Source organism: Pseudomonas sp. PH1b, assembly GCF_000633395.1.
Lineage (GTDB): Bacteria > Pseudomonadota > Gammaproteobacteria > Pseudomonadales > Pseudomonadaceae > Aquipseudomonas.
On sequence record NZ_AYMU01000007.1, the window covers coordinates 40,746 to 55,302 of the forward strand.

At 62.0% G+C, this 14,557-nt stretch carries 12 protein-coding genes; 7 read left to right on the forward strand and 5 right to left on the reverse strand.

What is annotated here, in order from left to right; all coding sequences use genetic code 11:
* Window positions 1–9: 9 nt before the first annotated feature.
* From U873_RS0112735 to U873_RS0112745, 3 genes are all read right to left on the reverse strand, one after another.
* Window positions 10–2,043, reverse strand: coding sequence for an FUSC family protein (locus tag U873_RS0112735; RefSeq protein WP_025128623.1), 2,034 nt, complete (start codon window positions 2,041–2,043; stop codon window positions 10–12).
* Between the two features lie 162 nt (window positions 2,044–2,205).
* Window positions 2,206–2,994, reverse strand: a complete 789-nt coding sequence (locus tag U873_RS0112740) for a VacJ family lipoprotein (RefSeq protein WP_025128624.1) — start codon at window positions 2,992–2,994, stop codon at window positions 2,206–2,208.
* A complete protein-coding gene (locus U873_RS0112745; RefSeq protein WP_025128625.1) occupies window positions 2,987–4,285 on the reverse strand; it encodes a serine/threonine protein kinase in 1,299 nt (432 codons plus the stop codon). The genes U873_RS0112740 and U873_RS0112745 overlap by 8 nt, the downstream gene beginning before the upstream one ends.
* Before the next feature lie 232 nt (window positions 4,286–4,517).
* On the opposite strand from U873_RS0112745, the gene U873_RS0112750 reads away from it, so the two are divergent.
* On the forward strand, window positions 4,518–4,883 hold the full coding sequence (locus U873_RS0112750) for a hypothetical protein (protein ID WP_025128626.1): 366 nt from the start codon (window positions 4,518–4,520) through the stop codon (window positions 4,881–4,883).
* Between the two features lie 139 nt (window positions 4,884–5,022).
* Here the strand turns inward: U873_RS0112750 and U873_RS0112755 are convergent, their stop codons facing one another.
* The gene (locus tag U873_RS0112755) at window positions 5,023–6,618 is read right to left on the reverse strand and encodes a beta (1-6) glucans synthase (protein WP_177330266.1); all 1,596 of its coding nucleotides are present in this window, start codon (window positions 6,616–6,618) and stop codon (window positions 5,023–5,025) included.
* 287 nt (window positions 6,619–6,905) lie between these two features.
* On the opposite strand from U873_RS0112755, the gene U873_RS0112760 reads away from it, so the two are divergent.
* The 3 genes from U873_RS0112760 to U873_RS0112770 all read left to right on the forward strand — a co-directional run bounded on the left by U873_RS0112760 (window position 6,906) and on the right by U873_RS0112770 (window position 9,914).
* On the forward strand, window positions 6,906–7,757 hold the full coding sequence (locus U873_RS0112760) for a glycine betaine ABC transporter substrate-binding protein (RefSeq protein WP_025128628.1): 852 nt from the start codon (window positions 6,906–6,908) through the stop codon (window positions 7,755–7,757).
* A gap of 190 nt (window positions 7,758–7,947) precedes the next feature.
* On the forward strand, window positions 7,948–8,259 hold the full coding sequence (locus U873_RS0112765) for a DUF485 domain-containing protein (protein ID WP_025128629.1): 312 nt from the start codon (window positions 7,948–7,950) through the stop codon (window positions 8,257–8,259).
* A complete protein-coding gene (locus U873_RS0112770) occupies window positions 8,256–9,914 on the forward strand; it encodes a cation acetate symporter (protein ID WP_025128630.1) in 1,659 nt (552 codons plus the stop codon). The genes U873_RS0112765 and U873_RS0112770 overlap by 4 nt, the downstream gene beginning before the upstream one ends.
* 467 nt (window positions 9,915–10,381) lie before the next feature.
* Here the strand turns inward: U873_RS0112770 and gltA are convergent, their stop codons facing one another.
* A complete protein-coding gene (gene gltA / locus U873_RS0112775; protein ID WP_025128631.1) occupies window positions 10,382–11,671 on the reverse strand; it encodes a citrate synthase in 1,290 nt (429 codons plus the stop codon).
* Between the two features lie 350 nt (window positions 11,672–12,021).
* On the opposite strand from gltA, the gene sdhC reads away from it, so the two are divergent.
* Genes sdhC through sdhA form a run of 3 tightly spaced genes read left to right on the forward strand, consistent with a single transcriptional unit; the run spans window position 12,022 to window position 14,546 of the window.
* Window positions 12,022–12,408, forward strand: a complete 387-nt coding sequence (gene sdhC / locus U873_RS0112780) for a succinate dehydrogenase, cytochrome b556 subunit (RefSeq protein ID WP_115658603.1) — start codon at window positions 12,022–12,024, stop codon at window positions 12,406–12,408.
* The gene (gene sdhD, locus U873_RS0112785) at window positions 12,402–12,770 is read left to right on the forward strand and encodes a succinate dehydrogenase, hydrophobic membrane anchor protein (RefSeq protein WP_011060049.1); all 369 of its coding nucleotides are present in this window, start codon (window positions 12,402–12,404) and stop codon (window positions 12,768–12,770) included. The genes sdhC and sdhD overlap by 7 nt, the downstream gene beginning before the upstream one ends.
* Before the next feature lie 3 nt (window positions 12,771–12,773).
* The gene (gene sdhA, locus U873_RS0112790) at window positions 12,774–14,546 is read left to right on the forward strand and encodes a succinate dehydrogenase flavoprotein subunit (protein ID WP_025128633.1); all 1,773 of its coding nucleotides are present in this window, start codon (window positions 12,774–12,776) and stop codon (window positions 14,544–14,546) included.
* The last annotated feature ends 11 nt before the right edge of the window (window positions 14,547–14,557 follow it).

The following is a 14,557-nucleotide window of genomic DNA, read 5'->3' on the forward strand; positions in this document are numbered from 1 at the left end:
CGGCCCGATTCAGGCCGACGCCGGCAGCGCGGAGGGCGCTGGCGCCGTTGCCTGCTGCTGGCACCAGCGGTGCCAGGTGAACTGCAATTGCAGGATCGCTGCCCGGGCCATCTCCTGGGTCTGCACGGGCAGGTCCGTGTCGCGGGCCAGGGCCGCGAGCAGGGCCTGGGATGCCGAATCCAGCTGTTCAGTACGAGTCGGCCCGAGGCCGCCGTGCCTGAGCAGCGCAGCCAATTGTGCCAGGTACTGGTCGCGCTCGACGGCCAGGGGCCCTCGGGCGGGGTCCAGGCAATTGCGCAACTGCAGCAACTCATCCCCCAGGTCCAGCCCCAGCAGGCCGTTGTCCCAGTGACCACGACGGTGCTCGGGCTGCATCTGCCAATACCTGGAGACACGGATCAGCCGGTCGGCCATGCGCCCGCCGAACCAGCTTTCGGCCTGCTCCGGTGGGCGTGAGGTGAGTTGGGCCAGATCGAACAGCGAAGCCTTGAACATCCTCCGGTAGTGATGTTCGCCGGGGTTGAGGCTGACCAGGCGCAACACCACCACGGCGATGCCGACGCCGACCAGGGTCGCCATGGCCTTGTTCAGAAAGGCCCCAAGGTCATAGGTCATCAGGTTGCTGGGCCCGACATTGTTGACGAAAAAGATGCAGAACGCCGAGGCTATCGGCGCCAGCTTGGGTCGGCTCATGCACAACGAGGCGAAGAACAGCGGCACCGCCAGTCCCAGGCACAGCAAAGGGAAGCCGTTCCAGCCGGGCAGCAGGCCGAGGCCGACGAAACCCGCCACGGGGATCGACAGGGCGATGCCCTTGAAGAAGTTCAGGCAGGCTGCCGCCGGGTTCTCACGACCGGCAAACAGGCTCAGCACCACCCCGCAGATCGACACGGCCCCCAGCCCCGCTGGCCAGGCCGACAGCAGCCAGAACGCCGCCACCGCGAGAAAGGCCAGGGCGCTGCGCAGCCCGCCAAGCACGCCTTGCTCGATGTCCCGGTGCCAGGACAGGGCCCCCGGGGCACCAGGCGGGACCCGGGCCTGTTCCACCGCACTGATGCTGTCGGCACTCTGTTCCACGCGGTTCAGCACCTGGGCCAGTTGCACCAGGCACAGATGGCCTTCGGCTGACAGCGAGCGATCTGCCAAGGCCTGCTCCAGGCGCAGGGCCAGGGGCGACAAGGTCTGTGCCTGCTGGTCCTCCAACGCCTGGATCGTTGCGCGGATCAAGGGCTCCACCCGCCGGGTATCTTCCGGGTCGAGCATCTGCCGTTGGCGCGCCACGCCCCTGGCGGCCCGCAGTAGCCCGAGCAAATCGCGGCTCAGGACCCGCAGGGCCTGGGAGCGCCGCCGTCCCTGTGGCCCCTCGAACCAGGCGTGATCCCGCTGGGCATCCACGGTGACAATGCGTCCCAGGGCTTCCAGCAGGCCCTTGCGCTGGTCTTCCCCCAGCAGTTCCGAGGCCGCCGCACGACGTCCGGCGAGCCAGGCCGCACGGCCCTGGACGGCCAGCGCCTGTTCGATCCGGCGTGGCCACAGCACGATGCTGGCCACCGAAGCACAAATGATCCCCAGGCCGATTTCCGAACAACGGGCCACGGCCTGGTCGAACACCTGCAGCGGTGCGGCCGTTGCAGGCAAGGCGATGATCGCGGTGGTGTAGCCGGCCAGAACGAAGCCATAGGCGGCATGATTGCGCAGCAGCGAGGCGCCAGTGGTACAGAACGCCAGCCACAGGGCCATGGCCAGCAGGAACAGCAGCGGCGCCTGGCCCAGGGCGGCAATCAGCAAGATCGAAACCACCGCCCCCACCAGGGTTCCCAGCAGGCGGTAGGCGCCTTTGGCCAGGACCATTCCGCTGCTCGACTGGCTGACGATGAACACGGTGGTCAGGGCCCACTGCGGCTGTTCGAAATCAAGGCGCAGGGCCAGGTACAGGGCCAGGCCGCCGGCAATCAGGTTTCTGGCGGCAAACAGCAGGTCGGAGGGGGCGGGGGCGAAGAGTGCCTGCCAGAGATCGGCGACGTGAAAGGACGGTAGTTTCATGTTTCAGGCACATAGATAGCTAGCTAATGATTAGCATCGTATCTATTTTCTCCAAGCCTGCCAATCGGCTTTTCAGCTGGAGTTGCAGGGGCCGGCCGTGGCGGGCGATGGCGGTTTACGCGAGGGTTGCCCCGCCTGGAGGCGGGGCTGACGGGGAGGGGGTTACTCGGCGATCTGAAGCTTGCGTGACTCGCTGTACACGTAGCGCACTTTTTCGTATTCGAATGGCGAGTTCAGCTGGCCATAGCGGAAGCTGGTCTGGTAGCGCTTGTCGACGCCACGCAGGACCCAGATCTCCGGGTGATTGCTGCTGACTTCCGAGACATTGAGGAAGTTGATCGCCGATTCGGCGGTGTAGTCCACAGCCAGACCGGCGGTGTCCCGCAGGTTCGACGGGCCAAGGATCGGCAGCACCAGGTAGGCGCCGCCGGGCACGCCATAGAAACCCAGGGTCTGGCCGAAGTCTTCGCTCTGGCGCGGCAACCCCATCTTGGTGGCCGGGTCCCACAGTCCGGCCACGCCAATGGTGGTGTTGAGCAACAGCCGCGCGGTGGTGTCCATGGAGCGCTTGCCCTTGAACTGCAGCAGGCTGTTGAGCAGGTTGGGCACGTCCCCCAGGTTGTTGAAGAAGTTGCTGACCCCGGTACGCAGGAAGCTTGGGGTTACGTAGCGGTAACCGTCCACCACGGGCAGGAACACCCATTGGTCGAAGCGGTAGTTGAAGTGGTAGACCCGGCGGTTCCACGACTCCAGCGGGTCGTAGACGTTCAGTGCGTTGAGGGTCGAGCGCTCGAATTCGCGCTGGTCCAGGCCCGGGTTGAACTTGAGCTGCTTCAACGGCTCGGTGAAGCCGTCGGGGTCGGGCACGATCGGTGTGTTGGCCTTGCTGTTGTCGGCTTGGGCATAGCCTGCGCAGAGCAACGCGGCGATCAGCAGGAGATGTTTAGCCACGGAAGAACTCCAGCATGGCGTCGCTGTTGACGCGGTAGTTGAGGTTGCCGCAGTGACCACCATGGGGGTAGACGGTCAGGCGGTCGCCGAAGGTTTTACGCAGGAAGCCCAGGTCTCCAGGGCCGAGGATCACGTCGTCGGCGTTGTGCATTACGGCGATCTTCGGACTGGCCTTGAGGTAGTCCTGCAGGGCGTAGAGGCTCACCTGGTCGATCAGTTGCAACAGGCTGCCGCCATCGGTGCGGGCGCGCCACATCGGGATCACCTGCTCGGTCAGGTAGCAGTCGAAGTCGCACTGCAGGGCACGCTTGAGAAACGGTGTGAGGCTGGTGCCTTCGCGGATCGGGTACTTGGGCGGGGTGATCAGGCCGCGGCGGTTGATCAGGTCCGAAGTGAAGGCGATGTCCGCCGCCGAGAAGCGAAAGGAGGTGCCGATCAGCATCGCCATCTGCTCGTTGGTCAGGTGCTGCTTGGACTGCTGGAAGTCGTACAGCAGGGCGTCGTTGAGGTCGATGTAGCCCTTCTGCTGGAAGTAGCGGGTCAGCTTGCCCAGTACCAGCTCGTAGAACGTGGTGCTGTTGTTGATGCCCTTGACCTCGGTCTGCACCAGCTTGTCGAGGTTGGTGATCGAGGTGTAGAGGTTCACCGGCGGGTTGAGCAGCAGGACTTTCTTGAAGTTGAAGCTGCGCCGGGTTTCATCCAGCTTGCTGATGAACGCGGCGTCCAGGGCGCCCAGGCTGTAGCCGGTGAGGTAGAACTCGGTGATCGGCAGCTTAGGGTTCTGCGCCCGCACGGCCTGCATCACCCGGTACATGTCTTCGGCGTCTTCCTGGCTGACCCCGGGGGTGGCGAAACGCGAGGCGGCGCTGATGAAGTCGAAGCTGGTGGGCGACGACAGTTGCACCACGTGGTAGCCGGCCTTGTAGTAGAGCTTCTTGAGGTATTCGTTGAGGCTGCTGTCGTAGCGCGCACCGGTGCCGGCGATGAGGAAGATCAGTGGCGCGGCGTGGTCCTGGGTGGCGATGCGATAGGTGAGCTTCTTCACCGCCCAGAAATTGTCCGGGAGGATGAACTCACGCTCCGGACGCAAGGTCAGGCTGTAGTCCGACTGATGGATATCATCGTTGGACGGCAGCTCCGGGCGCAGTTCCGGTGGCGTGGTGGCGATGGTGGCTTCGAAGGGGTTGGTCAACGGATAGCCATAACTGGCCGCGTCGATATCGACCGCCAGTGCAGATGCACTCAGGATCAGGCCGCCGAACAGGGCAGCGAAGCGCAAGGAACGAAGCATGACTGTATCCCTAGAGAAGGTACCGAATGAGGTTCGCAGGCTATGACCACCGCGCTGCTGCCGAAGTGCCATGGTTGATCGACAAATATCACCCCGGCCGGTTTTTAACGGTGTGATAGTAGCTGGGCGATACACTTTGCGGCTATTTGCCCGTTGTAAAACTGTGTATTGAGCTTGCCAAGCAGCCTTGGACGATTATGCTGGGCGCCGTTTTGATTGTTCGGAGTGTTTCATGTCCCGCCGCCTTCCCGTGATTCTGCTGCTTGTTGTCCTGCCGCTGTGGCTGGCCGCCAGTTATGGCCTGCGCTACGGCTTTATGGAGGACGCTCGGTGGGTGGGGGTCTGCGTCGATGAGGCCGCTCGCTGGGAGTGCTCGCTGCGCTCGAGCCTGGGCTGGATGATTCACTTCAAGGTGCTGGGCTGGAGCGCGGTGGCCACGGCACTGCTGGCGTTCGTGCTGCCCGGGCGCCTGGGGCGCTGCCTGGCAGTGCTGGCGCTGCTTGTCGGCTTTCCTGCGCTGGCCTTGTACAACACTACCCTGGCGGTATTCGCCGCGGTGATTGCGGCATTGCGCCTGGTACGGGCCACGGCACGCTAGCGCTTCACTGACCGCCGCCAGGCCCTTCGACACCGCGACAAGGCCCTGTGGGCCTTGTCCGGTGAACTCGCTGCTCGTCCATTCTTCCTGCTTGTCAGGGGCTTCGCTGTGCGTTGCGGCAGTTGCAGGTCGCGGCTGTTCAGGCGACGCGTGCCCGCAGGTTGCGCCACAGGGCAGCGACCATCAGCAGGCTGACCAGGGCCCAGCCCCAGGCTTGCTGGTTGGCCAGGCCTTCCTGATATAGCTGAGGAGCGATGCCGGCGCCGACGAAAAAGGTCAGCAAGGCAATTTCCCGGCGCGGCACCCGGACCGGACGGCACAGGTAGGCCAGGGCCGGCAGCAGCAGGGCGGCACTGGGGAAGCTGCGATAGCGCGGGTCGAATACCAGTTCCAGCATCATCACCGCCGCTGCGAAGCCCGCTGCGGTCAGCAGCCAGCCGGCGCGTTTCTCCAGGGCGGCGAACGCTCGCAGGCGCCAACCTTCGCGAGGGCTCAAGGCTAGGGCGGCATGGGCCAGGACCAGCAGGTTCAGGCCCAGCAGCAAGGCGGCCCAGCACCATTCGCCGGCAAAGCGGCTGGTGACGCGGGCCAGTTCACCAAAGGAGCCGATGGCACACGCCGCCAGGGCGCCCAGCAGTGGCAGCAGCAGTGCCGCCCGCAGCCCGCGGACCCGGCCACCGAGCACCAGGGTGCCGATGAATATCAGCACCCCGGCGCCCAGCCATTGAGGCCAGTACGGCAGGTTGCTCACCGGGCCGGCGAGGATGCCCTTGTCCTGGCGGTCGGCGTCGAACAGCCCCCAATAACCGCCGACTGCGCCTTCGCTGCCGCGTTTCCAGGGTTGGTCGAAGGCTTCGATCAGGTTGTAGTGCCAGCCGTTGTGCTCTGCCAGGGCAACGAACCCGCGGATGAACTTGGCTTCGTTGACCCGGCTCGGCAGCGCAGTTTCTCGCTGGCGGCCTTCGCTGGGCCAGCCGGTTTCACCGATCAGCACGTCCTTGGGGGCGAAGCGGTTGCCAAATACCTGGCGCACTTCGGCCACATGGTTCAGGGCCGCGTCGATGTTCGAGGGATCGTCTTCCCAATAGGGCAACAGGTGGATCGTCAGGAAATCCACCGCCGGGGCGATTTCCGGATGCTTGAGCCAGAACTCCCAGACGTCGGCATAGGTCACCGGCTGCTTGACCCCGGCCTTGACCTTGAGGATCAGGCGCGCCAGTTGCGGGCCGGTGACTTCCTTGCGCAGCAGGGCCTCGTTGCCGACGATCACCGAGCTGACCACGTCCGGGTTGGCGTTGGCCGAGGCAATCAGCAGGTCGACTTCCTTCTCGGTGTCCACCGGATTGCTGTTGACCCAGGCGCCGATCATCAGCTTCAAGCCATGCTTGCGTGCCAGCTCCGGCAGGGCCTCCAGACCGCTCATGGAATAGGTGCGGATGCATTCGAAGCGGGTTGCCAGCAGCGCCAGGTCGGCGTCCATGCGCTCGGGGCGCAGTTTGAACGGCTGGTCGAAGGGCGACTGGTCCTTGTCGAACGGCGTGTAGGAGGCGCATTGCAGCTTGTGGCTGGCACTGGCGACATCCGGCAGTTGTACCGGCCGGCCGAGGCCGTACCAGTAGCCACTCAGGGCCAGCAGGCCGACTACGCAGGCGAACAGATAAGCAAGGGCGGGGAAGCGGGGAGTGGCGGGCATGGTCTGGCCATCGTGGAACAAAGCCGAGCATCTTACCTGCATTTGTCCACAGCTTGGTGGGCTGCACACTTTTGACATGCAAAGTTCGGGCGGGCTTGGTGCGGGGAGATTGCGCCGGCCCGCTTGCTGGCGAACTGATGTCGTTGCTGGCTGCCTTGAGGTCGCAGTCAGAGCAGGTTGTTCATGAGGCTCGGTTGATGATCGAAGCATCAGTACTCCGCTGATGTTCGAACGCGTTCGCGGTGAGGCGTGATGGAGGCGCTGTGCACCATAACCATACGTTGATGTGCCTGGCGCCCGCCTGGTACAGCACTTTCGGGGAAGTAACGATGAAGATGCGACGACTCTTAGGCGCAGGTGCCGCACTGGTACTTGCCATCAGCTCCACGTTGGCCAGTGCCGACAGCAAGACCCTGAGCATCGGCTACGTCGACGGCTGGTCGGACAGCGTGGCGACGACCTACGTGGCGGCGGAGGTGATCCGGCAGAAGCTCGGCTATGACGTCAAGCTGCAGGCGGTGGCGACCGGGATCATGTGGCAGGGGGTGGCGACCGGTAAGCTCGATGCCATGCTCTCGGCCTGGCTGCCAGTGACCCATGGCGAGTACTGGACCAAGAACAAGGACAAGGTGGTCGACTACGGCCCCAACTTCAAGGACGCCAAGATCGGCCTGATCGTGCCGGAGTACGTCAAGGCCAAGTCCATCGAGGACCTCAAGACCGATACCACCTTCAAGAACAAGATCGTCGGCATCGACGCCGGGTCGGGGGTGATGCTCAAGACTGATCAGGCGATCAAGGACTATGGCCTGGACTACAAGCTGCAGGCCAGTTCCGGGGCGGCGATGATCGCCGAGCTGACCCGTGCCGAGGAAAAGCAGGACTCCATCGCCGTGACCGGCTGGGTGCCGCACTGGATGTTCGCCAAGTGGAAGCTGCGTTTCCTCGACGACCCGAAGGGCGTGTATGGCGCGGCTGAAACCGTCAATAGCATCGGCAGCAAGGGCCTGGAGAAGAAGGCGCCGGAAGTGGCGGCGTTCCTGAAGAAATTCCAGTGGGCTTCCAAGGATGAAATCGGTGAGGTCATGCTGGCCATTCAAGACGGCGCAAAACCCGACGCGGCAGCCAAGGAATGGGTGAGCAAGCACCCGGAACGTGTTGCCGAGTGGACCGCTAAATAGTAGCCAGGCGTCTAGAACAAGGGTTGCGAGGCCGCCCGCTGATATCAGCGGGCGGCCTTGTGTTTTTTGGGGGGGAAAGTTGGCGAGGTGGCTAATGTCGTTCTAATACTAAGGTCGTCTGGAACCTGCCTCACAGCCGCATAGAGTGGATTAGGTTCCACCTAAAATCTGTGCTGCGAGGATAAAAACAATGAACGACAGCATTTACCTCTCGATTCAAAACAGCCCGCGTTTCAAGGAGCTGGTCACCAAACGAGAGCGGTTCGCCTGGATTCTCTCGGCGATCATGCTTGGGCTTTACTCGGCTTTCATCCTGTTGATCGCCTACGGACCCCAGATCCTGGGGGCCAAACTCAGTCCTACCTCATCCATCACCTGGGGCATTCCCCTGGGGGTCGGCTTGATTCTCTCGGCCTTCATCCTGACGGCCATCTATGTGCGACGCGCCAACGGCGAGTTCGACGAGTTGAACAACGCGATCCTGAAGGAGGCTCAGCAATGATCCGCCGTCTATTCGCAGCACTCGGTCTTGCCGCTTTCGCTCCCGCCCTCTGGGCCGCAGATGCCCTGACCGGCGAAGTCCACAAGCAGCCCCTCAACGTCTCGGCGATCGTGATGTTCGTGGTCTTCGTCGGTGCCACGCTGTGCATCACCTACTGGGCCTCCAAGCGCAACAAGTCGGCGGCCGACTACTATGCGGCAGGCGGCAAGATCACCGGTTTCCAGAACGGCCTGGCGATTGCCGGCGACTACATGTCGGCGGCGTCCTTCCTGGGGATTTCCGCCCTGGTGTTCACCTCCGGTTATGACGGCTTGATCTACTCCATCGGCTTCCTGGTGGGCTGGCCGATCATCCTGTTCCTGATCGCCGAGCGCCTGCGCAACCTGGGCAAGTACACCTTTGCCGACGTGGCCTCCTACCGTCTCGGGCAAACCCAGATCCGCACCCTGTCGGCCTGTGGCTCGCTGGTGGTGGTGGCGTTCTACCTGATCGCCCAGATGGTCGGTGCCGGCAAGCTGATCCAGCTGCTGTTCGGGCTCGACTACCATGTGGCGGTGATCCTGGTGGGGATCCTGATGTGCCTGTACGTGCTGTTCGGCGGCATGCTGGCGACTACCTGGGTACAGATCATCAAGGCAGTGCTGTTGCTGTCCGGTGCCTCGTTCATGGCGCTGATGGTGATGAAGCACGTCAACTTCGATTTCAACACGCTGTTCTCCGAGGCGATCAAGGTTCACCCCAAAGGTGAGGCGATCATGAGCCCTGGTGGCCTGGTGAAGGATCCGATTTCGGCGTTCTCCCTGGGTCTGGCGCTGATGTTCGGTACCGCCGGCCTGCCGCATATCCTGATGCGCTTCTTCACCGTGAGCGATGCCAAGGAAGCCCGCAAGAGCGTGCTCTATGCCACTGGCTTCATCGGCTACTTCTACATCCTGACCTTCATCATCGGTTTTGGCGCAATCCTGTTGGTAAGCACCAATCCGGACTTCAAGGACGCCGCAGGCGCCTTGCTGGGCGGTAACAACATGGCAGCGGTGCACCTGGCCAATGCAGTCGGCGGCAGCGTGTTCCTGGGCTTCATCTCGGCGGTGGCCTTCGCCACCATCCTCGCGGTGGTCGCGGGCCTGACCCTGGCTGGCGCTTCGGCGGTGTCCCATGACCTGTATGCCAGTGTGATCAAGAAGGGCAAGGCCAACGAGAAGGACGAGATCCGCGTTTCCAAGATCACTACCGTGGCCTTGGGGGTGCTGGCGATCGGCCTGGGCATTCTCTTCGAAAGCCAGAACATCGCGTTCATGGTGGGCCTGGCGTTCTCCATTGCCGCCAGCTGCAACTTCCCGGTCCTGCTGCTTTCCATGTACTGGAAGAAGCTCACCACCCGTGGCGCCATGATTGGCGGCTGGATGGGGCTGGTAAGTGCCGTGGCGCTGATGATCCTCGGCCCGACCATCTGGGTGCAGATCCTGCATCACGAGAAGGCGATCTTCCCGTACGAGTACCCGGCGCTGTTCTCGATGATGATTGCCTTTGTCGGTATCTGGTTCTTCTCCATCACTGACAAGTCGGCCTCTGCGGCCAACGAGCGGGCGCTGTTCTTCCCGCAGTTCGTGCGTTCGCAGACCGGCCTGGGGGCTAGCGGTGCGGTGTCGCACTGAGTGAAAGCCAAGTAACGGCTGCTATATATAAGCTGCGTGATGTCGAAATGATGCCCCGGTCGAGAGACCGGGGCATTTTTATTGGCTGATCGAGAGGGCGGTTGTGTATCGATCGTCAAGGCGCGGGAGGAGGGCGTGGGTTGCCTGCCTTGGGGGTTGCATTGCTGTTGTGTGTCGCCTTGCTCGGCGAATGCGGGGGATTGCTGGTGCCTGGCATGGTCGGGCGCAATCGATGCCCTGGCGGGGCTGTGAGTGCGCTGCAGCGGGTCGCAGCCCAAGCCTGCAGCCGCGTGCAGCCAGCCGTCATGGGCGCTGGTCTGCGCAGCAGCGGTGGGGGATGTGCCGGGGTTGCCGTGATGCTGGCCGGATGGTCGGCACGGGCGACTGAAGTACGGGGGGCAGAAACAAATACGACCTCTGCTAGAGGCCGTATCCGGTGCAGCTAAGACTTGATCGCAAGACAGGTCTTATTTGCGGTCTTCCAGTTTGGTGATGTCACGCGACTCGTAGCCGGTGTACAGCTGACGTGGACGGCCGATCTTGTAAGGGCTGGAGAGCATTTCCTTCCAGTGCGAGATCCAGCCGACGGTCCGCGCCAGGGCGAAGATCACGGTGAACATGCTGGTTGGAATGCCGATGGCCTTGAGGATGATCCCCGAGTAGAAGTCGACGTTCGGGTACAGCGAGCGCTCGATGAAGTACGGATCGGTGAGGGCGATCTCTTCCAGGCGCATGGCCAGTTCGAGTTGCGGATCGTTGTTGATCCCCAGTTCCTTCAGGACTTCGTCGCAGGTCTGCTTCATCACGGTGGCGCGCGGGTCGCGGTTTTTATAAACGCGGTGACCGAAGCCCATGAGCTTGAACGGATCGTTCTTGTCCTTGGCCTTGGCGATGAAGGTGTCGATGTTCGAGACATCGCCGATTTCGTCGAGCATGGTCAGCACGGCTTCGTTGGCGCCGCCGTGAGCCGGGCCCCAGAGTGCCGCGATGCCGGCAGCAATACAGGCAAACGGGTTGGCACCCGAGGAGCCGGCAAGACGCACGGTGGAAGTGGAGGCGTTCTGTTCGTGGTCGGCATGGAGGATGAAGATCCGGTCCATTGCCTTGGCCAGTACCGGGCTGATCGGTTTGATCTCGCACGGGGTGTTGAACATCATGTGCAGGAAGTTTTCCGCGTACGACAGGTCGTTGCGCGGATACATCATCGGCTGGCCCATGGAGTACTTGTAAACCATCGCTGCCAGGGTTGGCATCTTGGCCACCAGGCGCACGGCGGAGATCTCGCGGTGCTGCGGGTTATTGATGTCCAGGGAGTCGTGGTAGAACGCCGACAGTGCGCCGACTACGCCGCACATCACCGCCATTGGGTGGGCGTCGCGACGGAAACCGTTGAAGAAGCTCTTCAGCTGTTCGTGAACCATGGTGTGGTTCTTCACGGTGCTGACGAACTGGGCCTTCTGTTCTGCAGTCGGCAGTTCGCCGTTGAGCAGCAGGTAGCAGGTTTCCAGGTAGTCCGACTTTTCAGCCAGCTGTTCGATCGGGTAGCCGCGGTGCAGCAGGATGCCGTTGTCGCCGTCGATATAGGTGATCTTCGACTCGCAGGAGGCGGTCGACATGAAACCCGGGTCAAAAGTGAAGCGGCCCGTGGCCGTCAGGCCCCGAACATCGATTACATCGGGACCAACGGTGCCGGTTAAAATGGGCAGCTCGACGGGGGCTGCGCCCTCGATGATCAACTGCGCTTTTTTGTCAGCCATGTGGCCTCCTATTTATGCTTGAAATCATCAGACAGACCCCCCACGCAGGGCCCGCACCACTATAGTGAGATAAATCCGAATGTCAATTTGCCTAAAGTCTTGCCCCAGAAGGCTTTGCGAGGGTTTTTTTCGCGAAATTCACTGCCATTTACGCCTTTTATTAGGCTAACGCAATCAGCTATTAGGGGAAGGTCTTTGCGTTGTCATTAGTAGCCTAACTGTCTATACTCGGCCACCGACCTCCGTAGGCTTCTGGGCCCGCTTTGCTGGGGGTCGCACTCCCTGGGTAGTGGTTGCCTGACCAGTGCACTCCCCAACAACTTTGCCCTGATTGTTAGGGGCTCTTCAGTGTGAAAAAAGCCGTGAATAGCCAACGACCTGTAAACCTAGACCTAAGGACCATCAAACTCCCCATCACCGGCGTTACGTCGTTTCTCCACCGTGTTTCCGGCATCATCCTCTTCCTGGGCCTCGGCATCATGCTTTATGCATTGAGCAAGTCTCTGGGTTCCGAGGAAGGCTATGCCGAGGTGAAGGCGTGCTTGACCAGTCCGCTGGCCAAATTCGTTGCATGGGGCCTCCTGTCCGCCTTGCTGTATCACTTGGTGGCCGGTGTTCGCCATCTGATTATGGACATGGGCATCGGTGAGACGCTGGAAGGCGGCAAGCTGGGCTCGAAAATCGTTATCGCCGTTTCCGTGGTGATAATCGTTCTGGCGGGAGTTTGGATATGGTAACCAGCGTTACGAACCTGTCGCGTTCGGGCCTTTATGACTGGATGGCGCAGCGTGTGTCTGCGGTCGTTCTCGCGGCTTATTTCATTTTCCTGATCGGATACCTCGTAGCGAATCCAGGCATTGACTACACCCAGTGGCACGGCCTGTTCGCAAACAACTGGATGCGTATCTTCAGTCTGCTGGCCATGGTGGCCCTGGGCGCTCACGCCTGGGTCGGCATGTGGACCATCTCGACTGACTACCTGACGCCGATGGCGCTGGGCAAGTCGGCGACAGCAGTACGTTTCCTTTTCCAGGCAGTATGCGGCGTCGCGATGTTCGCTTACTTCGTCTGGGGTGTGCAGATTCTCTGGGGTATCTGATTCATGGCTAACATTCCAACCATTTCTTTCGACGCCATCATCATTGGCGGCGGCGGCGCCGGCATGCGTGCCGCATTGCAGCTGGCCCAGGGCGGCCACAAGACTGCAGTGATCACCAAGGTGTTCCCGACCCGTTCGCACACTGTGTCCGCCCAGGGCGGCATCACTTGCGCGATCGCCTCGGCGGACCCGAACGATGACTGGCGCTGGCACATGTACGATACCGTCAAGGGTTCCGACTACATCGGTGACCAGGACGCTATCGAATACATGTGTCAGGAAGGCCCGGCTGCGGTCTTCGAGCTGGACCACATGGGTCTGCCTTTCTCTCGTACCGAGACCGGCCGCATCTACCAGCGTCCGTTCGGCGGTCAGTCCAAGGACTACGGCAAGGGCGGGCAGGCTGCTCGTACCTGTGCCGCTTCCGACCGTACCGGTCACGCGCTGCTGCACACCCTTTATCAGGGCAACCTGAAAGCGGGCACCACCTTCCTCAACGAGTGGTACGCAGTTGACCTGGTGAAGAACCAGGATGGCGCCTTCGTAGGCGTGATCGCTATCTGCATCGAAACCGGCGAAACCACCTACATCCGCTCCAAGGCCACCGTTCTGGCTACCGGCGGTGCGGGTCGTATCTACGCTTCCACCACCAACGCCCTGATCAACACCGGTGACGGCGTTGGCATGGCGCTGCGCGCCGGCGTTCCGGTGCAAGACATCGAAATGTGGCAGTTCCACCCGACCGGCATCGCCGGCGCCGGTGTACTGGTAACCGAAGGTTGCCGTGGTGAAGGTGGTTACCTGATCAACAAGCACGGCGAGCGTTTCATGGAGCGTTATGCTCCGAACGCCAAAGACCTGGCAGGCCGCGACGTTGTTGCGCGCTCCATGGTTAAAGAGATCATCGCCGGCAACGGCTGTGGCCCTAATGGCGACCACGTGATGCTCAAGCTCGACCACCTGGGTGAGGAAGTGCTGCACAGCCGCCTGCCTGGTATCTGCGAGCTGTCCAAGACCTTTGCCCACGTTGACCCGGTGGTTGCTCCGGTGCCGGTCGTGCCAACCTGCCACTACATGATGGGCGGCGTTGCCACCAACATTCATGGCCAGGCGATCACCCAGAACGCCGACGGCGAAGACAGCATCATCCCTGGCCTGTTCGCAGTGGGTGAAGTGGCGTGCGTATCGGTACACGGTGCCAACCGTCTGGGCGGCAACTCGCTGCTGGACCTGGTGGTATTCGGTCGTGCGGCCGGTCTGCACCTGGAAAAAGCGCTGACCGACGGTATCGAATACCGCGACGCCAGCGACACTGATGTTGATGTTGCCCTGAACCGCCTGGCCCAGCTCAACGAGCGCACCACCGGTGAAGACGTGGCAACCCTGCGTCGCGAGCTGCAGAGCTGCATGCAGAACTACTTCGGTGTATTCCGTACCGGCGAATACATGCAGAAGGGTATTGCTCAATTGGCCGAGCTGCGCGAGCGCATCGCCAACGTCAAGATCAACGACAAGTCCCAAGCGTTCAACACCGCGCGTATCGAAGCGCTGGAGTTGCAGAACCTGCTGGAAGTGGCCGAAGCCACTGCCATCGCAGCTGAAGTGCGCAAAGAGTCCCGCGGTGCCCACGCCCGTGAAGACTTCGAAGACCGTGATGACGAAAACTGGCTGTGCCACACCCTGTACTTCCCGGGTGAGAAACGCGTTGCCAAACGTGCCGTGAACTTCTCGCCGAAGACTGTTCCGACTTTTGAACCTAAGATTCGGACTTACTAAGGGTGGCCACT

Bases quoted from the DNA above. Each gene is read 5' to 3' on its own strand.
- U873_RS0112735 (WP_025128623.1), bottom strand. From the start codon at position 2,043: ATGAAACTACCGTCCTTTCACGTCGCCGATCTCTGGCAGGCACTCTTC.
- U873_RS0112745 (WP_025128625.1), bottom strand. From the start codon at position 4,285: ATGCTTCGTTCCTTGCGCTTCGCTGCCCTGTTCGGCGGCCTGATCCTG.
- U873_RS0112750 (WP_025128626.1), top strand. From the start codon at position 4,518: ATGTCCCGCCGCCTTCCCGTGATTCTGCTGCTTGTTGTCCTGCCGCTG.
- U873_RS0112755 (WP_177330266.1), bottom strand. From the start codon at position 6,618: ATGCAGGTAAGATGCTCGGCTTTGTTCCACGATGGCCAGACCATGCCC.
- U873_RS0112760 (WP_025128628.1), top strand. From the start codon at position 6,906: ATGAAGATGCGACGACTCTTAGGCGCAGGTGCCGCACTGGTACTTGCC.
- U873_RS0112765 (WP_025128629.1), top strand. From the start codon at position 7,948: ATGAACGACAGCATTTACCTCTCGATTCAAAACAGCCCGCGTTTCAAG.
- U873_RS0112770 (WP_025128630.1), top strand. From the start codon at position 8,256: ATGATCCGCCGTCTATTCGCAGCACTCGGTCTTGCCGCTTTCGCTCCC.
- gltA (WP_025128631.1), bottom strand. From the start codon at position 11,671: ATGGCTGACAAAAAAGCGCAGTTGATCATCGAGGGCGCAGCCCCCGTC.
- sdhD (WP_011060049.1), top strand. From the start codon at position 12,402: ATGGTAACCAGCGTTACGAACCTGTCGCGTTCGGGCCTTTATGACTGG.
- sdhA (WP_025128633.1), top strand. From the start codon at position 12,774: ATGGCTAACATTCCAACCATTTCTTTCGACGCCATCATCATTGGCGGC.